22 protein-coding genes are annotated in these 18,349 nt (G+C 64.0%); 1 reads left to right on the top strand and 21 read right to left on the bottom strand.

Annotation, left to right across the window (positions count from 1 at the left end; all coding sequences use genetic code 11):
- Nucleotides 1-44: 44 nt before the first annotated feature.
- Both GTP69_RS03140 and GTP69_RS03135 read right to left on the bottom strand, forming a co-directional pair.
- Nucleotides 45-2,309, bottom strand: coding sequence for a CHASE2 domain-containing protein (locus tag GTP69_RS03140; RefSeq protein ID WP_371867783.1), 2,265 nt, complete (start codon nt 2,307-2,309; stop codon nt 45-47).
- Complete coding sequence (locus GTP69_RS03135) at nt 2,290-3,921, bottom strand: HD family phosphohydrolase (RefSeq protein ID WP_161053526.1); 1,632 nt, start codon at nt 3,919-3,921, stop codon at nt 2,290-2,292. The genes GTP69_RS03140 and GTP69_RS03135 overlap by 20 nt, the downstream gene beginning before the upstream one ends.
- Before the next feature lie 228 nt (nt 3,922-4,149).
- On the opposite strand from GTP69_RS03135, the gene GTP69_RS03130 reads away from it, so the two are divergent.
- The gene (locus GTP69_RS03130; RefSeq protein WP_161053525.1) at nt 4,150-5,046 is read left to right on the top strand and encodes an MBL fold metallo-hydrolase; all 897 of its coding nucleotides are present in this window, start codon (nt 4,150-4,152) and stop codon (nt 5,044-5,046) included.
- Here GTP69_RS03130 and GTP69_RS03125 read toward each other — a convergent pair whose 3' ends face one another.
- The 19 genes from GTP69_RS03125 to rpsF form a co-directional block, all read right to left on the bottom strand.
- Nucleotides 5,047-5,595 carry a cyanophycin synthetase family protein gene (locus tag GTP69_RS03125; RefSeq protein ID WP_161053524.1) on the bottom strand — a complete coding sequence of 183 codons (549 nt, stop codon included), beginning with the start codon at nt 5,593-5,595 and terminating at the stop codon, nt 5,047-5,049. It abuts the gene before it with no gap.
- A gap of 75 nt (nt 5,596-5,670) precedes the next feature.
- Nucleotides 5,671-6,579: an alpha/beta hydrolase gene (locus GTP69_RS03120; RefSeq protein ID WP_161053523.1), complete on the bottom strand. Its 909-nt coding sequence runs from the start codon at nt 6,577-6,579 to the stop codon at nt 5,671-5,673.
- On the bottom strand, nt 6,576-7,034 hold the full coding sequence (locus GTP69_RS03115; protein WP_161053522.1) for a GNAT family N-acetyltransferase: 459 nt from the start codon (nt 7,032-7,034) through the stop codon (nt 6,576-6,578). Before GTP69_RS03115 ends, GTP69_RS03120 begins: the two co-directional genes overlap by 4 nt.
- Before the next feature lie 10 nt (nt 7,035-7,044).
- Nucleotides 7,045-7,896: a metallophosphoesterase gene (locus GTP69_RS03110; RefSeq protein WP_161053521.1), complete on the bottom strand. Its 852-nt coding sequence runs from the start codon at nt 7,894-7,896 to the stop codon at nt 7,045-7,047.
- A gap of 59 nt (nt 7,897-7,955) precedes the next feature.
- Nucleotides 7,956-8,318 carry a DsrE family protein gene (locus GTP69_RS03105; protein ID WP_161053520.1) on the bottom strand — a complete coding sequence of 121 codons (363 nt, stop codon included), beginning with the start codon at nt 8,316-8,318 and terminating at the stop codon, nt 7,956-7,958.
- Nucleotides 8,308-9,834 (bottom strand): 5-methyltetrahydropteroyltriglutamate--homocysteine methyltransferase, encoded by a 1,527-nt coding sequence (locus tag GTP69_RS03100; RefSeq protein ID WP_161053519.1) that lies wholly within the window; start codon nt 9,832-9,834, stop codon nt 8,308-8,310. The genes GTP69_RS03105 and GTP69_RS03100 overlap by 11 nt, the downstream gene beginning before the upstream one ends.
- A gap of 17 nt (nt 9,835-9,851) precedes the next feature.
- Complete coding sequence (phnC, locus tag GTP69_RS03095) at nt 9,852-10,610, bottom strand: phosphonate ABC transporter ATP-binding protein (protein ID WP_161053518.1); 759 nt, start codon at nt 10,608-10,610, stop codon at nt 9,852-9,854.
- Nucleotides 10,607-11,446 (bottom strand): phosphonate ABC transporter, permease protein PhnE, encoded by an 840-nt coding sequence (phnE, locus tag GTP69_RS03090; RefSeq protein WP_371867782.1) that lies wholly within the window; start codon nt 11,444-11,446, stop codon nt 10,607-10,609. The genes phnC and phnE overlap by 4 nt, the downstream gene beginning before the upstream one ends.
- A 2-nt stretch (nt 11,447-11,448) precedes the next feature.
- Nucleotides 11,449-12,336, bottom strand: a complete 888-nt coding sequence (locus tag GTP69_RS03085) for a phosphate/phosphite/phosphonate ABC transporter substrate-binding protein (RefSeq protein ID WP_161053517.1) — start codon at nt 12,334-12,336, stop codon at nt 11,449-11,451.
- A gap of 16 nt (nt 12,337-12,352) precedes the next feature.
- The gene (locus GTP69_RS03080) at nt 12,353-12,718 is read right to left on the bottom strand and encodes a DsrE family protein (protein ID WP_161053516.1); all 366 of its coding nucleotides are present in this window, start codon (nt 12,716-12,718) and stop codon (nt 12,353-12,355) included.
- 30 nt (nt 12,719-12,748) lie between these two features.
- The gene (locus GTP69_RS03075) at nt 12,749-12,985 is read right to left on the bottom strand and encodes a sulfurtransferase TusA family protein (protein ID WP_161053515.1); all 237 of its coding nucleotides are present in this window, start codon (nt 12,983-12,985) and stop codon (nt 12,749-12,751) included.
- A gap of 95 nt (nt 12,986-13,080) precedes the next feature.
- The gene (locus tag GTP69_RS03070; RefSeq protein WP_229260797.1) at nt 13,081-13,434 is read right to left on the bottom strand and encodes a hypothetical protein; all 354 of its coding nucleotides are present in this window, start codon (nt 13,432-13,434) and stop codon (nt 13,081-13,083) included.
- 128 nt (nt 13,435-13,562) lie between these two features.
- On the bottom strand, nt 13,563-14,573 hold the full coding sequence (locus GTP69_RS03065; protein WP_110844524.1) for an inorganic phosphate transporter: 1,011 nt from the start codon (nt 14,571-14,573) through the stop codon (nt 13,563-13,565).
- Between the two features lie 10 nt (nt 14,574-14,583).
- A complete protein-coding gene (locus GTP69_RS03060; RefSeq protein WP_110844525.1) occupies nt 14,584-15,210 on the bottom strand; it encodes a DUF47 domain-containing protein in 627 nt (208 codons plus the stop codon).
- A 65-nt stretch (nt 15,211-15,275) separates the two neighbouring features.
- Nucleotides 15,276-16,661, bottom strand: coding sequence for a replicative DNA helicase (locus GTP69_RS03055; protein WP_161043982.1), 1,386 nt, complete (start codon nt 16,659-16,661; stop codon nt 15,276-15,278).
- A 119-nt stretch (nt 16,662-16,780) separates the two neighbouring features.
- A complete protein-coding gene (gene rplI, locus GTP69_RS03050) occupies nt 16,781-17,233 on the bottom strand; it encodes a 50S ribosomal protein L9 (RefSeq protein ID WP_161053513.1) in 453 nt (150 codons plus the stop codon).
- A gap of 27 nt (nt 17,234-17,260) precedes the next feature.
- Nucleotides 17,261-17,551 (bottom strand): 30S ribosomal protein S18, encoded by a 291-nt coding sequence (rpsR, locus tag GTP69_RS03045; RefSeq protein WP_090176193.1) that lies wholly within the window; start codon nt 17,549-17,551, stop codon nt 17,261-17,263.
- Between the two features lie 15 nt (nt 17,552-17,566).
- Nucleotides 17,567-17,872, bottom strand: a complete 306-nt coding sequence (priB, locus tag GTP69_RS03040) for a primosomal replication protein N (protein ID WP_161053856.1) — start codon at nt 17,870-17,872, stop codon at nt 17,567-17,569.
- A 21-nt stretch (nt 17,873-17,893) separates the two neighbouring features.
- Nucleotides 17,894-18,280 (bottom strand): 30S ribosomal protein S6, encoded by a 387-nt coding sequence (gene rpsF, locus GTP69_RS03035; protein WP_110844529.1) that lies wholly within the window; start codon nt 18,278-18,280, stop codon nt 17,894-17,896.
- Between the last annotated feature and the right edge of the window lie 69 nt (nt 18,281-18,349).

The raw sequence follows: 18,349 nt of genomic DNA, 5'->3' as shown, positions 1-18,349 counted from the left end.
GCCGGGTTAGCCATGAAATTCTGACGATTGTTACTTTTTAAGTATTATTTTGTGTCATAGGTGGTAACACCGTCCCAACTTTCGCCCGGGGGATGGGCGCGGTAGTGGGCAATGCGGTCGCGGTACAGCTGGTACAGGCCACGCTGCGGCGACAATGCCTGCAATGCTGCAAGCGTTGCTTCGGCCTCGTCCCAGCGTTGCGCGCGGACGGCGGCCAGGGCTGCGTGCCAGTTGGCCAGTTCGGCGCGTGTAGCGTCATCCACCTCGGCATCCAGCGCCAGCGGTTCGAAAATCGCCACCGGCTCGTTCTTGCCCTTGACCCGCACCAGGTCCAGCTCGCGGTAGCAGAATTCCGGCGCCGCTGCGCGCGTGGCCTCGCCGACCGCGATGCCGACGCCGTACACCTTGGTGATGCCTTCCAGCCGCGAACCGAGATTGACGGCGTCACCCATCACCGTGTACGCGCGGCGGATGTTGGAACCCATGTCGCCCACGTGCATCAGGCCGGAGTTGAGGCCGATGCCGATCTTCAGCTCCGGCCAGCCGCGCGCGACAAAGTCGTCGTTCAGGCGGCGCGCGCTGGCCTGCATCAGCAGCGAGGTGGCGACTGCGCGGCGCGCGTGGTCGCTGAAGTGCACCGGCGCGCCCCAGAACGCCATCACGGCGTCGCCGATGTATTTGTCCAGCGTGCCCTGGTGGGCGCTGCGGATGTCTTCCGACATCGCCGTCAGGTACAGGTTAATGTATTCGCGCAGCTGCTTCGGCGTCAGCCCTTCCGAGATGGTGGTAAAGCCGCGCACGTCGACGAACATCACGGTCAGCTCGCGGCTTTCGCCGTCCATGTTGTACTGGGCGGGATTCTCGGCCATCTGCGCCACCAGTTCCGGCGCCACGTATTCGCCGAAGCGCGACACCAGCCCGCGATTGCGGCGCACTTCAAAGAAATAGCCCCAGGCCACGTTCAGCACGAACACGGCGGCGATCAGCACCAGCGTCATCGCCAGCTTCAGCACCGCGTCCATCTCGGTGTAGCTCCAGTAGTTGAAGCCGAACACCGCGCCCGCCATGGCCGCTGCCAGCAGCATCGACGGCAGCGGCGCCAGCACCCCGAGCGCCAGCGCCAGCACGCCGCCTACCACCAGCACCTGGATCGCCTCGATGCCATCGGCATAATCCGGCCGCACCTTGAAGCGATCGTCAAGGATGGATTTGATCATGTTGGCGTGCACCTCCACGCCGGGATAGGCGCTGCTGACCGGCGTGGCGCGCAAGTCCAGCAGGCCGGGCGCGGTGGTGCCGATCAGGATGATGCGATCGGCCAGCACCTCTTTCTTGACGCGGCCAGCCAGCACGTCGGCCGCCGACACGTACGGGAAGGCGCCGCCTTTGGGTCCGCCGGTGCCGCGAAACTCGATCAGGTTGGACAGGTTTTCACCGACCGCGATGTGCAGCGGCACTTTTTCCTGGCCGACGAACATCAGCAGCGTGTCAAGGCCGCCGTTGGCGCGCTGGCGGGCCGACATCTCGGCTACATTGGTTTCCCACAGCGGCGTGATGGCGCGCGCCTGCAAGGCCACCGCTGCCGTCGCCAGCGACAAGGTCGGATAGAAACCGTCGCCGATACGCATCAGCAGCGCCGTGTGGCGCAGGATGCCGTCCGGGTCCGGCAAGGCGGTGAAGATGCCGCCGCTGGCCGCCGCGTCCTGCAAGCGGTCGAGGTTGGCCAGGTAGCCATTGGAGGCGATGGCCGGCAGTTCGCGGCCGTTCAGCGTATCGGTGTTGAAGAAGGGATTGGGCAGCTTGCCCTTGCGCTGATTCTCGGCCACGTTATAACCCAGCACCACCGGCTGGTCTTGCAGCGCCTTGACCAGCAGACCGTCGTAGTCCAGCTGTTCTTTGAGGCCGGCGACGCGGGCGCTGAAGCCGCCGACATCTTTCAGCTCGCGCTGCGCCAGCTGTGCCAGCACGTCGTAGCCGGAGGTGTTGTCGGCCTCTGCGAACACGATGTCGAAGCCGGCCGCCGCCACGCCGTAGTGCTCGGTCAGCTGCGTGACCAGTTGGGCGACGATCTTGCGGTTCCACGGAAAGTGGCCGACTTCGGCGATGCTTTTTTCATCGATGTCGACCACCACGATGCGCGGGTCCAGCACCGGCTTGACCAGCCGCATGCGCAGGTCGGCAAAGAAAGTGTCCATGCGCTCGACGGCGTCGATGCGCAGCGCGCCCGACACCTGCAACACCGCCAGCGCCGTCAGCAGCAGGCCGAGCGCCCAGCGCAGGCCGTACTTTTTAAGCGTTTTGATCCGCACGATAACCAAGGATCTGCGTTTCGTCGATGAAGTCGATCTGTTTTTCGTCCATATTCTTGTGGGCGAATTCCAGGTAAATCTTGTTGCGGATGAAGATGTCGAACAGGTCCGGGTCGATGTGGCCGTTCAGCGAGAAATGGCCGAGGATGCGCAGCGACTCCGACAGCATCTTGCCCTTCTTGTACGGGCGGTCCTTGGCGGTCAGCGCCTCGAAGATGTCGGCAATCGCCATCACCCGCGCCTGCACCGACATCTGGTCCTTGGTCAGGCCGCGCGGATAGCCCTTGCCGTCCATGCGCTCGTGGTGGCCGCCGGCGTATTCGGGCACGTTCTTCAGATGCTTCGGCCATGGCAGCGCCTCCAGCATCTTGATGGTCATCGAGATGTGGTTATTGATTTCCTTGCGTTCCGGCTCGGTGAGCGTGCCGAACTTGATGGTCAGGTTGGTCAGCTCGTCGGCGCTGAGGAAGGCTTGCTCGGCGCCGTCCGGACCGGTCCAGCGGCGCTTGCCGATCTGGCGCACGCGCTCCTGGTCTTCCGACTGCATGCCCTCGCCGCCGACGTTGGCGTAGCGGATGAAGTCGCGTTCTTCGCGCAGCGCAGCCTGTTGCTGCGCCAGCTCAGCATCGATGGCGGCATGGTCGCTGCCAGCTTCGATCTTACGCTTGAGGGCGGCGATCTCGGCGTCACGCAGCAGCACTTCAAAGCGTGTGTCCACCAGCGCGATGCGGTCGAAAATGGTTTCCAGCTTGGTGGCTTTGTCGACCACGTGCACCGGCGTGGTGATCTTGCCGCAGTCGTGCAGCAGGCCGGCCAGCCACAGCTCCTTGCGGTCGGCGTCGTTCATCTGGAAATCGGCCAGCGGGCCGGTCTCCGTGTTGTGCACGGCCTCGGCCAGCATCATGGTCAGCTCGGGCACGAACTGGCAGTGGCGGCCGGTGTACGGCGATTTTTCGTCGATGCCGATGTTGATCAGGTTAACCAGCGATTCCAGCAGTTCTTCCAATTGCGCGATCAGGCGCTGGTGGGTCAGCGCCACCGCCGCCTGCGCCGCCAGTGCTTCGATGAAGCGCTGGTCGGTCTGGGTGAAGGCGCGGATCTCGCCGCTTTCGGTGTCCTTGGAGTTGATCAGCTGCAGCACGCCCACCAGTTCGCCTTCGTGGTCGCTCATCGGCACCGTCAGGAAGGATTGCGAATGGTAGTTGCGCAGCTGGTCGAACTTGACCATGCCGGAGAAGTTGAACACATCGGCCTTGTACACATCCTCGATGTTGACCGACAGGCCGAAGTGCGCGGCATAGGCCGCCACCGCCGACAGGTTTTTCTCGCCATCGTCGTTGTACAGCGGCACGCTGCCGGCCGTCACCGGCTGGCCGCTGGAGCCGCCCTGGTGGGTTTGCAGCGTATCGTTGATGAGGATGTGGAAATTCAGCTGCCGCTTGTCGTCGCTGGGACGGTACAGCGTACCGCCATCGGCGTTGGTCATGCGTTTGGCGACGATCAGTATGCGCTCCAGCAAGGAGTCGGTATCGTGGCTGCGGCCTAATTGGACGTTGAGCTCGGTCAACTGGTCCAGCCGCTCGGCGATTTGCGATTGATTCAACTCTTGCATGGTTGTTTTTTAGATACCTGAGGAAGGATGACAGCGACCGCACAATGAGCAAGCTCAATGTGGAAGTGTATCTGTAGTGCAAGCTGTTGTACATCGAGAAATGGTGCGACGCGACGAAATTGCAGCGGCTTTTTCCCTGTCGCGTAAAAAAAAAGCTATCATCGGCTGTAGGCAATGCTGCAACACACCAAATAGCAGGAACAAAAAAGCACACCAGGGATTTTGCGTATGAAATTCACATTTTGGGGAGTCCGTGGTTCGATTCCCTCCCCCGGTCCGCGGACGGCACGCTATGGTGGCAATACCACCTGCATTGAAGTCCGCACCGACGACGACACCCTGATCATTCTGGACGGCGGCACCGGCCTGTTTTCGCTGGCGCAATCGCTGATCCAGCAAAAAACCCGTCCTATCCACGCGAACATTTTCATTACCCACAGCCACTGGGATCATATCCATGGCCTGCCGTTCTTTACGCCGCTGTTCATTCGCGACAGCCGGGTCCGGCTACATGGCGTGACCGATCCGGTCACTGGCAATGGCATCGAGCATGTAATGGGCGTGCAGTTACAGAACAGTTATTTCCCGGTCAGCGAAACGCAGATGGACGCGACCATTGAATACCAGACGCTGGAAGTGGACCAGCCAATCAACGTGGGCGACGCCACGGTCAGCAATGTGGTGATGAACCATCCGGTGACGGATCTGGGCTACCGGGTGGAATGCAACGGCCGCTCGCTGTTCTTCACCGGTGACCACGAACCGCACTACAACATTCACCCGGCCGATCACCCTGAGCATGCAGCCTACGAGACGTGGATGGCCGAGCGCAATGCCGCCATCGACGCCACCGTGCGCGGGGTCGATGCCTTGATCGTCGATTGTTCGTACACGCGGGAGGAATACCCTGCCAAGCAGGGCTGGGGGCACGGCACCTTCGACTCGGCCTTCGCGCTGGCGCTGCGCACCGGCGCCAAGACGCTGTTCTGCACCCACCACGAACCGACCCGCAGCGACGATGAGCTGGAAGCGGTATTCGCCGAAGTCATGGCGCGCCATGCGCCGGTACTGGGCGACCTGAAGGTGGTACTGGCTTACGAGGGGATGGAAGTCGAACTAGCCTGATTAGCCCAGGCGTGGCGCCGGCAGCAGCATCGCCAGCGGTTGCTTGGGAATCACCGACATCAGGATGGTGCGCGCGGTCTGCATCAGCGAGCCGCGCGGCTTGCTACGGCGGTCCGCCAGTGCGCGCAAGCGGGCCAGGCCGGCCTTGACGTTGAAGGAACGGCCAGCCAGCATGGCGTTCACCAGCTGCGTGGCCATTTTCAGCGAGGGCGCAGCGGCGCTTTTGGCGCTGTACGGCAGCACCATGCGGTAGCGGCCCTGCATGCGCGGCACGACGTCGACAAACCCGACCGTCACTTCATTCAGCGCCAGCCGGCGCAACTCCAGGGCGGTTTGCTGCACCAGTTCCACGACGGGCGGCACAGCGTCGGCACGCTTGCCGACCAGGCCGCGCAAACGGGCCAGGCCGGGCAAGGCGGCGTACAGGCGTTCCTGCAATTTTTCAGTTGCTTCTTCGCTCACAGCATCCAGTTCAAGGATGCTCAGCAGGCAAGTTTGGGTGGAGTAGCGGTTATCGCTTTCCAGATAGCGTTGGTCAATGATTTTCATGAGCAGCATTGTGCCCGTTGCCGGCTGCACGCGGAAGCAGCGCCGGGCGCGGCGGCTTGTAAGACAAAACTTACATCACGGCCGCGCGGCGAAGGCTGGATCTAACTCGGCAAGGAAAGTTTCCACAGCATTAGTGTAGGCGCCGGGCTGGCCCAGCGTGGCGTTGATCTCCATGTGGCTCAGCGGCTGCGCCAGCACCTGCACGCGCATCCCTTGCGCGCGGGCGCGGCTGGCGTAGGCCTCGGCTTGCGGACAGGAGTCCTGACGCCGCGACGAGCACACCGCCAGCAGCGGCGAGGCGCCCGGCTTCAGCTGCGCCGCCGGCGAGACACTGCGCCAGTAAGCGGCATCGCTGCCGAAGACGCGATCATAGAACGGGAAATGGCGCTGCGCCATCAGCGCCGGCACATCCATGGCGGCACTGTCGAGCGCCACCGCACCCAGCCACGGCGTGACGCCCTGCGCCGGCGGCGCCGACGCCAGCAGCGCCACCAGGTGGGCGCCGGCCGAATGCCCCATCAGTACGAACTTGCTGCGGTCGCCACCCCAGCCGGCCGCGCCGGCCTGCACCGCCGCCAGCGCAGCAGCGACGTCGGCCGCTTGCGTCGCCACGCTGGCGCCAGGTAACAGGCGGTAGTTGACCGACACCACGATGATGCCGCGCGCGGTCCAGCGCCGCACCTTGTTCTGCACCACCTGCGCGCTGGCCTTGTCGCCGGTGCGCCAGGCGCCGCCATGGACCATGAAGATCACCGGCGCCTGGCTGGCGTGCGGTGGCAGATACACGTCGTAGCGCTGCAGGCGATGTTCGCCGTAAGGCTGGTCGGCCAGCAGCCGCACGCCGGCGGGCAGTGCAAACGGCGCCGTGGCGCCGCCTTCGTCCATCTCATCCTGCAAGGCGGCGAGACGGTCCCGCAGCGGGCCGGCCGCCGGCGCGCCCAGCGCCAGCATCAGCAGTACGGCAAGGGCGGCGTGGCGGGTCATGGCAGTTGTTTTTCGAAGCACACGGCCAGCGGGTTGCCGATGTATTTGCCGTAGTTGGCGATGCGCTGGTAGCCGCGCGCTTCATAGAAATCCATGGCGCGGCGGTTGACCAGCCGCGTTTCCAGCCAGACAGCCTGGTAGCCCAGCGCCTGCGCCTCGCCTTCCAGATAGCGCAGCACGGCGCTGCCGACGCCGCTGGTGCCGTGGCGCGCGTACATGCGCTTGATCTCGGCCACGCCCGGCTCCAGCGGGCGGAAGGCGCCGCAGCCGAGCGCCGCGCCGCTGTCGCTGCGCGCCACGACGAAGCAGGCGGCCGGGCCGCGCACGTCGTCAGGGTCGAACGAGGCCTTGCCGCTGTCGCCGGTAATGGCTTCCAGCGCGGTCGACAATTCCGCCATCAGCAGAACGGACTCGGGCGCGGTCGGATCTTCTTCAATCAGGTGGATAGTGTGCATGGTGGCTAGATTATTGCACAGTGCAGATCACCAGTTCCGGATCGGCGTTGATGCGGACCGGAATATTGCCGCAGCCGACGCCGCGGCTGACGATCAGGTCGCCGTTAGCGGGCACCGGGAAGCGGCCGTAATAAAACGGCCGCGACAGCGGACCTTGCGGCATCAGCAACGGCGTGCCGTTGGGTAAGGCGATCTGGCCGCCGTGCGTGTGCCCGGCGAAGCCGACATCGTAGTGCTGGCCATCCAGCATCAGCAGGCCGTCGGGCGCGTGCATCAGCAGCACGCGGGTGGCGCCGGCGCCGGCGAAGGTAGCGGCGGCGTCGGGCGCGCCGGTCCACGGATCGTCCATGCCGCAGATCGAGACGCTGTCGAACGGCGCCGGCAGCGTCAGCGCGCGGTTGACCAGCGTATGCACGCCGACCTGGCTGAACATCTGCGTCAGCTGCATGTCGTCGGTGGACAGGTCGTGGTTGCCGAACACGGCGAATTTGCCGCACGGCGGATGGCAGGCCGCCAGGCGTGGCATCAGCGCCTCGGCAAAGCGCGCCGGACCGGAGACGTAATCGCCGCCCAGCAGCAGCACATGCGGCTGCTCGACGGCGATCTGCGCGAACAGATCGTCGAAGATGGCGGGATGGGTCGGCGGGCCGGCGTGGAAGTCGGACGCGAAAGCGATCTTCAACGGCTCCGGCAAGCGCCGCTCGGGCGGCAGCGTTACCGTGTGGCGCGTGACGCCGAGCCGGCCGTGCAGTCCCAGCCGATAACTCCACGCCGCCACACGGCCGCCGAGCAAGGCAGCATTCAGCCACGCCTCTGTGGTGGCGTGGCGGCGGGAATAGCGTTTGTTACGCGGAACGAACATGAAGGCGGCCAGGAAAGCGGAAAACCCGGCATCATAGCCTAACTGGACGCTGCCGGCAGTCAGAACACCATGAAGCGGCCGCCCGGCGCCATGCCGGCCGCCAGCAGCGAGGCTGCACCGCGTATCCCCGCGACGCCGTCGATCAGGTCGTCCGCCACCATGTCTTGCGCCGCCAGCGCCTGCGGGCAGGCAAACAGCAGCACGCCCAGCTCCAGCGCCTGCGCCAGCGTGGCCTGCCAGGCGCCGTAGTCGGCCTCGGCGCCGCGCCGCAGCAGTTTCACGGCTGCGCCAACCGCATGCACTTCCACCGCCAGGTCCATGGCGGCCGCCGTGCTGGCGTAGCGCAGCGCCGATTGCACCGCCTCCGGCGTGACGGCGCGCTCCAGCAGGATCACCAGCTTGCCCGCGTGCTCAGACGCCATGACGTTCCCGCAGAATGCGCGCCGCCTGCGCCAGCACCGCCAGCTTGGCTTCCGCCGTGGCGCTGGAATTGAGCGGATTGTCGGCGAAGGTGGCAAAGCCGCAGTCGGGCGTCAGCAGCACGCGCTGCGCGCCGAACAGCTGGATGGCATGCTCGGCGTGCGCCACCACGTGGCCCACGCTTTCCACGTGCGCGTGCTTCTGGTTGCAGGCGCCGATGCCGATGCGAATGTCGTCCGGCAGCGAGCGCAGGATTTCCATCTCGCCGGCGCGCGGCGTGGCCAGTTCAAGGAACAGCGTGCCGACCCGCATCTGCCCCAGCGTGTCGACCAGCGGCTGGTAATTGCCCGACAGCGCCTTGCTTTCGTCGGCGGTCCAGTTGCCGCGGCACATATGCAGGGCGATGCGCTCGCGCGGGAAGTCCTGCGTGACGGCGTTGACCAGATCGCGCGCGAACGCCAGTTCGGTCGGCGTGTCGCCCTTGGCGCCCAGCGCGCCGCACATGAAGCTGCGCTGGTTGGCCGGGCCGCTGAACACCACTTCCGACAGCACCGGCTCGTCCAGCTGGACCAGCGCCGCGCCGGACGCCAGCAGGCAGGCGATTTCCTCGCGCAGCACGCGCACGATGTCGCGCGCCAGGTCTTCGCGGTTCTCGTAGGCGCGATCGGAGATGCATTCCATCCACATGGTGCGCGTCAGCAGGTACGGTCCTGGCAGCGCCACCTTGACCGGCGCCGTGGTCAGCGCCCGCGCGTAGTCGACTTCGTGCACGGCGATGCCGCGGCTGCGGCCCAACGGACCGAACACGGCGGGATGGCGCACGTCGCCGGCCGGCACGTCCAGCGCGCGCAGCTCGCGTTCGAATTCCTCGGGATCGTCCACCAGCGGCAGCAGGTCGGTCAGCGGAATCAGCTGGCAGTTGTCGAGCCGCGAGGCAACGAAGCTGGAATAGCTGTCGCGCCGTTGTTCGCCGTCGCTGACCACATCGGCGCCGGCGCGCAGCTGGGCGTTGATGGCCAGGCTGACGGCGTCGTCGGCGGTGGCGTGGAAGGCGGCGTCATCGAGCCGGCCTTCCATGTGTTCGTGCACCGCCTGCAGCATCCAGCGCGGGCGCGGCCAGCTGCCGATGCCCATCACCGACAGCGGACGGATCGCCGGCGCGGTGGCCGGCGCCGGGTACACCGTCAGCGGCTTGACCGCGACCAGCTCGATGCCGCCGCGCTGTTGCGGCGGTTGCGCCGGCGCCGCGCGCCGTTCCGCCAGTTGGCCCTTGCAGACCAGGAAGCTGCGCTGCTTGCCATCCTTGAGGAAGGACACCAGCTCGTTGCCGGTCATGCGGCACCAGGCCGGCAGGTCTTCATCGACCGAGATTTCGGTGGAACGGATTTCCAGCAGGCCGCCGCGTTCGAGCGGGTCGATATGGCGGCGGATCAGCAACAGCAGGCCGTTGCCGCAATCCAGGTCGCCGCCGTCGAAACTGACGTCAGGCTGCTGCGGGTGGGGGAAAGAAGCGGTCATGGTATTTCTCCGGTGATTCACGCGGCGGGCGCCAGCGGCGCCGCGCCGTACAGTTGTTCCAGCGTAGCATCGGCGCAGTCGGCGGCCGCCACGTCAAGCACGATGCGGCCCTGGCGCAGGCCGACCACGCGATCGGCGTAGCGCCGCGCCAGTTCGGGCTGGTGCAGGCTGCAGATGACGGCGATGCCACCCTCACCGTCGTGGCAGATCGACGACAGCAAGGCCATGACGCCGGCGCCGGTGTGCGGATCGAGACTGGCCACCGGTTCGTCGGCGATGATCAGGTCCGGCTGCTGCGCCAGCGCGCGCGCGATCGCCACGCGCTGCTGCTGGCCGCCGGACAGCGCATCGGCGCGCTGGTCAGCATGCGCCAGCAGCCCGACGCGGTCCAGGCATTCCAGCGCCAGGCGGATGTCTTCCGCCCCGAAGCGGCGCAGCCAGCCGCGCCAGGCCGGCACATGGCCGAGCCGTCCGGCCAGCACGTTGTCCAGCGCGCTCAGGCGGTTGACCAGGTTGAACTGCTGGAACACCACGGCGATCTTGCGGCGCTGGCGGCCGCGCAGGTGGGCGACGTCGCCGCCGTGCAGCAGCGCCGCGCCGCCGTCCAGCGGCGCCAGGCCGGCCAGACAGCGGAACAGCGTGCTCTTGCCGGCGCCGCTGGGCCCCAGCACCGCCAGCATCTGGCCGCGCGCGACGCGGAAGCTGGCGTCGTCCAGCGCCACCAGCTGGCCATAAGTTTTGCGCGCGGCGCGCACTTCGAACAGCGGCGCGCTCATACCAGGCGTTTCCGCAGCCAGCCGCTCAGCTGGTCGAGCAGCGTCACCACCACCAGGATCAGCGCAATGATGGTGAACAGGCGCGAGAAGTCCAGCAGGTCCATGCTGTTCTTCAGTTCCAGGCCGATGCCGCCGGCGCCGACCACGCCCAGCACGGTCGAGGCGCGCACGTTGAATTCCCACCAGAACAAGGTGGTCGACAGCAGCACCGGCAGCAGGTCTGGCAGCAAAGCGTAGACGATGGCCGTGCCGCGCCCGGCGCCGGTGCTGCGCACCGCGTCCAGCGGACCGGTGCCGGCGTTCTCGATATGGTCGGCAAACAGTTTGGCGGCGCTGCCCCAGGTGTGCAGCGCGATGCCGAGCACGCCGGCGAACGGCCCCAGGCCGACCGCCGCCACGAACAGCAGCGCGAACACAAAGGAATCGATGCCGCGCAGGGCGTTCAGCAGCCAGCGCGCCGGATAGTACAGTTTGGGGAACGGTGTGATGTTGCGGCTGGCCAGCACCGCCATCGGCAGCGCCAGCAGCGCGGCGGCCGTGGTGCCCAGCGCCGCCATCGCCATGGTCTCGCCCATGCGCTGCGCGAACAGCGGCAGCTCGGCCACGTCCGGCGGCCAGGCCTGCGCCAGCCAGTGGCCCAGCTTGGGCAGGCCGTCCGCCAGCTTGATCAGATCGACCTGCGCCAGTTGCCAGCACAGGCCGTACAACACGATCAGCACCACCACCAGCGCGGCGCGCCGCAGCCGGCGGGCCGGACTGGCACGGCTGGCCAGCTGGCGCGCCAGCGCGGCCTGCACCGCTGTCACGCCGACACGCGCGCTTGGTGGCGTGCTCACGCTTATGCCTTCTTGAGTTTGCCCAGCGTCAGCCCGGCTTTTTCAATCGACGCGTAGTCGGCGTGGGTGGCGGCAACGAAACCGGTGTAATGGTTCGGCAGCAGCGTCTTGGCCTGTTCGACCGTGATCGCGGTCAGGATCTTCTGGATCTGCGCCACCAGCGCCGGCGAGGTGCCCTTCGGCACGGCGATGGCGTCGTTCGGCAGCGGCGCCGAGGTCCACAGGATCTTGTTGCTGTCCGGCTTGACCTTGCCCGATTCGATCATGGCGTTGCGGTTGCGGTCGAAGTCGGTGGCCATGTCGGCCTGCCCTGCCTGCACTGCCATTTCATTGGCGGCGTGGGTCGCGCCTTCGCTGTATTTCCAGTAGCTCTTCGGATCGATCTTCCACACTTCCTTGGCGTACCAGCTGGGGATCAGCCAGCCCGAGGTGGAGCCGATGTCGGCGAACGAGATGGTCAGGCCCTTGGTGTCTTCAGGGAACTTGCTGACCTTCAGGTCCGGCTTGCCGATGATGATGGCGTGGTAGACCGGCTTCTCGTCGTACTTGACGGTGGCCAGCGCGGTGCAGCCGGTGCTGTTGTTGGCGATGATGTAGCCCCACGGGCCCATCCATGCCAGGTCGAGCTGGCCCGAGCCCATGGCGACGGCCATGCCGGCCCAGTCGGTGGTGGCGTGCAGTTCGAAATCGGCGTTGAGTTCCTTGGCCAGGTGGGCAAAGAAAGCGTTATAGGCTTTCTTGGTGTCCTCGGCGGTCGGCAGCAGCGGGCCGACGCCGAAGCGCAGCTTGCGTTTGGTTTGCGCCAGCACGGGGGCGGCGGCGCCCAAGGCCAGCACACCGGCAGCGGCGGCGCCGGCAGTCAGCAGGGTTCTACGTTTCGATGCGGTCATTACACGGTTCCTTGGGTTAGAAGCTGACGCTTGGGCATTCGCTGGTGGTCATGAATTCGACCAGCTTGGCGCCGCCAACTACGGCCGCGCCCGGCACCAGCGCGTTCTCGTCCAGCGCGCGCTTCTTGAAGCACGGCGAGCAAACGAACATGCGGCCGCCGGCGGCGGCGAAGTTGTCCATCAACTCCTTGAGCGGCGCGAAGCCGGCTTCGTGCACAGCGTCGGACACGCCCAGCTGCGACAGGCGCACCGCTTCGGTGGACAGGAACACCACCACTTCCTTGTCGGAGGCGACCGCCGCGTTGGCGACCACGAACGCGACCGTGGCCTTGTCGGTGTTATCGAGGCCGCTGGTGAGGTTGATCAGGAATTTGCCGGACATGATATCTCCTTGGTGAGTAAAGCATGGGGGTTAAGGCTTGGCGCGAATCCAGTAGGTCTGGGCGGCGAGGTCTTGCGCGAGCAGCTGGTGGCCGGTCATGCCGCACCAGGCCGGCAGGTCGGCCGGGGCGCCGGGATCGCGCGCGATCAGCTTGAACACCTTACCGGGAGCGGCGCGCACGCGGCGGCGCAGCTCCAGCACCAGGTCGCCGCAGGAAAGATCGCCGGCGTCCCATTCAAGATCATGGGCGGGATGAGTATCGACCATTTGTAAGCTGCCAATGTTGAGAATTGCTTAGTCTACGGTTGCGACGGCATTCGTGCAATAGCCGGCGGCCGGCACCGCACTTCTGGTGGAGCGTTTTACAGCGGGGCGTCAACCAGCAGTTGCGGCCGCAAGGCGCGCAGGCGTACTTCGGTGAAGTAGCCGCCGCCTTCGGTGTAGCGCAGATAGAGGCGGCTGCATTTCACGCAGCGTAGTACCTGGCTTAGGTTGGCCGGATAGTAACGTGGCGCAATGGGAGCGTCATCGCTTTGCAGGCGGGTGCCGGCTGGATGGTATTCCTTGAACGCTGGTTCGGCATACGGATCTGCCACCAGCGTGCCTACTTCTTCGAATTGATCCAGCTCCAGCGTCAGCGGTATCTGCCGCCAGGCCAGCGCCTGCGCATCGCTACAGCTGCAGGACTGCGTCACAGCGGCGGATTGTTCCGCCATCCGCTTCAGGTTTGCAAAATCGATAAACATTCTCTTGTTCACTAGAATACGACCAGCAGCCACTATACCTAAACTATCTTTTTTCCGTATCGGCAGGAACAAAAAAGGGAGCCGCAGCTCCCTTGGTGTTACATGATGTGGTGTCCGACCCACCAGGCCAGCGCGGCCACGAAGGCCGAGGCGGGGATGGTGAAGATCCAGGCCCATACGATGTTGCCCGCTACGCCCCAGCGCACCGCCGACATCTTCTGCGCCGAGCCGACACCGACGATCGCGCCGGTAATCGTGTGCGTGGTCGACACCGGCACGCCGAAGTGCGAGGCGATCAGCAAGGTGATGGCGCCGCCACTCTCGGCGCAGAAGCCGCCGACCGGCTTCAGCTTGGTGATCTTCTGGCCCATGGTCTTGACGATGCGCCAGCCGCCAAACAGCGTGCCGAACGAGATCGCGCCGTAGCACGAAACGATCACCCACAGCGGCGGCGTTTCGCCACCGGCCGGCACCTGGCCGACCGCGATCAGCAGCATCCAGATGATGCCGATGGTTTTCTGCGCGTCATTGCCGCCGTGGCCCAGGCTGTACGAAGCAGCCGAAATCAGTTGCAGGCGGCGGAACCATTTGTCGACCCGGCGCGGCGTCGAGCGCACGAAGATCCACGAGACGATCAGCATGATGATTGAGCCGAACACAAAGCCCATCAGCGGCGACAGGATGATCCACTGCACGGTCTTCCACAGGCCGCCGCCAACCAGCGCGCTGGTGCCGGACTTGGCCACTGCAGCGCCCACCAGGCCGCCGATCAGCGCATGCGACGACGACGATGGAATGCCGTAGTACCAGGTAAACAGGTTCCAGACGATGGCGCCCACCAGCGCGCCAAAGATGACGTACTGGTCGACGATGCCGGGGTCGATCGTGCCCTTACCCACCGTGCCGGCCACGTGCAGGCCGACCACGAAGATCGCCACGAAGTTGAACAGCGCGGCCATGGCCACCGCCGTTTGCGGCTTCAGCACGCCGGTCGAGACCACTGTGGCGATCGCGTTGGCGGCGTCGTGGAAGCCGTTCATGAAGTCAAATATCAGCGCCAGCCCGATCAGCAGGATCAGCACGTAGAGACTGATTTGTATGGTATGCATGTTGTTATTCTTAAGCGTTTTCGACGATGATGCCTTCGATGATGTTGGCCACATCTTCGCAGCGGTCGGTCACCGTTTCGAGGATTTCGTAAATGGCCTTCATCTTGATCAGGTTACGCACGTCCGGCTCATCACGGAACAGCTTGGACATGGCGGCGCGCATCACGTGGTCGGCGTCCGACTCCAGGCGGTCGATCTCTTCGCAAATGGCGACGATCTGGCGCGAGTTGTCCATGTTATGCAGCAGCGACACGGCTTCCTTGACCTTCTCGGCGCAGGCCAGCACCAGTTCGGCCAGACGCTTGGCTTCCGGCGTCACCGAATGCAGGTCGTACAGCGACACGGTCTGGGCCGCGTCTTCCAGCAGGTCGAGGATGTCGTCCTGGCGCGTGATCAGCTTGTGGATGTCGTCGCGGTCGATCGGCGTGATGAAGGTTTTGTGCAGCAGGTCGACGGTCTGGTAGGTGATCTTGTCGGCCTGTTTCTCGATGCTCTCGATCGCGTGCACGCGGTTTTCCAGGTCATCGAAGTTGGACATCAGGCCCACCATTTCTTTTGCGCCTTTGACGCACAGCTCGGCGTGCTGATTAAACAGGTCAAAGAATTTGCCCTCGGTGGGCATCAAACGTCCAAACATATTTTTCTCCGTTTTATTACTACTGCAGATCGCCGGTCTCTTGGATGATGTACCGGCGTTAAGGATTAGTCACCCTGGTACACACCCAAGCTACCAGAGTAATTGCCAAATTTGGTGTACTGGCCGATCCAGGTCAGACGTACCGCGCCGATCGGGCCGTTACGCTGCTTACCGATAATGATCTCGGCCGTTCCCTTATCGGGCGAGTCGGGATTGTAGACCTCGTCGCGATACAGGAAGATGATGACGTCCGCATCCTGCTCGATAGCGCCGGATTCGCGCAAGTCGGACATGACGGGCCGTTTGTTGGGGCGTTGCTCCAGCGAGCGGTTCAGCTGCGACAGCGCGATCACCGGGCAGCCCAGCTCCTTGGCCAGGCCTTTCAGCGAACGCGAGATTTCCGAAATCTCGGAGGCGCGGTTGTCGCCCGGCTTGGAACCCTGCATCAGTTGCAGGTAGTCGACGATGATCAGGCCGAGCTTGCCGCACTGGCGCGCCAGGCGGCGCGCGCGGGCGCGCATCTCGATCGGATTCAGCGCCGGGGTTTCATCGATGAAGACCTGGGCGTCATTCATCTTCTGGATGGCGTGCGTCAGGCGCGGCCAATCCTCGTCGTTCAGGCGGCCGGTGCGCAGGCGGTGTTGGTCGAGCTGGCCGACCGAACCCAGCATACGCATCGCCAGCTGGGTGCCGCCCATCTCCATCGAGAAAATCGCCACCGGCAAACCGGCTTCGATGGCGACGTTTTCACCGATGTTGACCGAAAATGCGGTTTTACCCATCGACGGACGACCGGCCACAATCACCAGGTCGCCGCCCTGCAGACCCGAGGTCATGCGGTCGAGGTCGATGAAGCCGGTCGGCACGCCGGTAATTTCAGACTGGTTCTCGCGCGAGTACAGCTCGTCGATGCGCTCGACCACCTGGGTCAGCAGCGGTTGCACCGCCAGCCAGCCGGCAGAACCGCGGGCGCCCTGCTCGGCAATCGCGAAGATGCGCGACTCGGCCTCGTCGAGGATTTCCTTGGTTTCCTTGCCCTGCGGGCTGAAGGCCTGGCCGGAGATATCATCGGCCACGGTGATCAGCTGGCGCAGCACCGAGCGGTCGCGCACGATCTCGGCGTAGCGGCGGATATTGGCGGCGGACGGCGTGTTCTGCGCCATCGCGTTCAGATAGGTCAGACCGCCCACATCGTCGGCTTTGCCCAATTGCGTCAGGGTCTCGAACACAGTGATGACGTCGGCCGGCCGCGAGCCGTTGATCATCTTGACGATCTGCTCGAAGATGATGCGGTGGTCGTAGCGGTAGAAGTCTTCCGGATGCATCATGTCGGCGATACGGTCGAAGGACGCGTTATCGCGCAGCAGGCCGCCGATGACGGACTGTTCTGCTTCGATGGAGTGCGGCGGGACGCGGAGCGAATCGACTTGCGGATCGGAGGGGGCGTTCATGGCGCGAATTATACCTGCTTGTGCCGTACTACAAAATTATGACGAGAAAAAAGCCGGGGCAAAGCCCGGCTTTTTTAAGGGTGTTGCAAACCAGACAGGCGTTGCCGCCCGGTCCAGTCTTAGGCAGCTTCGCCGACTACGGCAACGGTCACTTCCGCCAGCACATCGGTGTGCAGCGAAACGGTGACTGGGAACTCGCCGACGGTCTTCAGCGGACCGGTTGGCAGGCGCACAGCAGCTTTTTCCACTGCGAAGCCAGCTTTGGTCAGCGCTTCAGCGATGTCGAAGTTGGTGACCGAACCGAACAGACGGCCGTCAACACCAGCTTTTTGCGAAACGGTCACGGTCATGCCGTTCAGTTTCTCGCCTTGGGCTTGAGCAGCAGCCAGTTTAGCGGCAGCAGCTTTTTCCAGTTCAGCGCGTTTGGCTTCGAATTCCGCGATAGCCGACGTGGTTGCACGACGGGCCATTTTTTGCGGGATCAGGAAGTTACGTGCGTAGCCGTCTTTAACTTTAACGACTTCACCCAGGTTGCCCAGATTGACAACTTTTTCCAACAGAATGATTTGCATAGTTCTTCTCCAGTTACTCTGCCGCGATTAAGCGTTGTGCAGATCGGTGTACGGCAGCAGGGCCAGATAGCGAGCGCGCTTGATGGCGGTGTCAACTTGACGCTGATAGTGCGCCTTGGTACCGGTCAGACGTGCTGGCATGATTTTGCCGTTTTCCTGGACGAAGTCTTTCAGGGTGTCTACGTCTTTGTAGTCTACTTGCTCAACGCCAGCGGCGGTGAAGCGGCAGAACTTCTTGCGCTTGAACAGTGGGTTTTGTTGCTTGCGCTTTTCTTTCAGCTTGAGCTTGTTTTTGTCGAACTTTTTACCGAATGCCATTTTAGGCTCCTGTATTTAAATTGCGCTGTCTTGGACAGCACTAAAATCAATGATGTGAAACACCAGGCTTTTGCTATTGCGGCTTTTCTTGTTGAGAAAACCGGTGAACTGATACAGCCCTGCCAGCGGCGTCTGACTGAAGCGGCTTGAAATCTCGCCCGCGGCAATCGCGGACACTTCAAACTCGCTCAATCGGGCGATGCCCGCCTCCATCTGCTGCGACCGGTGCTGGAGTACAGCATTCACGATCGGCATACCGGCCGGGGTGTAACGAATTGCATCCCGTTCGGCGATGAGGGCGATGAACTGGAGCTGGTTCAGCGCGGTTCCTTCTCAGACCAGTTAAGCAGCGGCTGGAGCAGCAGCGGCTGGCGCTTCGGTGCGATGCGATTTCGCTGCATCTTCGCGTTGTACCGACTTCATCATTGGCGAAGGAGCGGTTTCGGCTTTCTTCAGCTTGACGGTCAGGTGACGCAGAACGGCATCATTGAATTTGAATGCGGTTTCCAGCTCAACCAGGGTTTCGTTGTCTGCTTCGATGTTCAGGCAGATGTAGTGCGCTTTGGCCAGTTTCTGGATTGGGTAAGCCATTTGGCGGCGGCCCCAGTCTTCAACGCGGTGCACGGAGCCGCCGCGAGTCGTTACGGTTGCTTTGTAACGTTCGATCATGGCGGGCACTTGCTCGCTCTGGTCCGGGTGGACGATAAATACGATTTCGTAGTGACGCATGTATAACTCCCTTAAGGACTTGAAAATGAGCCCACCCTGGCGTCAAGACAGGTGTGGGAAGAGGTAAGC

It is taken from the genome of Duganella levis, assembly GCF_009857605.1.
GTDB classification, from domain to species: domain Bacteria; phylum Pseudomonadota; class Gammaproteobacteria; order Burkholderiales; family Burkholderiaceae_D; genus Rugamonas; species Rugamonas levis.
Note: the sequence above shows the minus strand (reverse complement) of the source record. Positions and strands in the feature narration are given on the sequence as shown.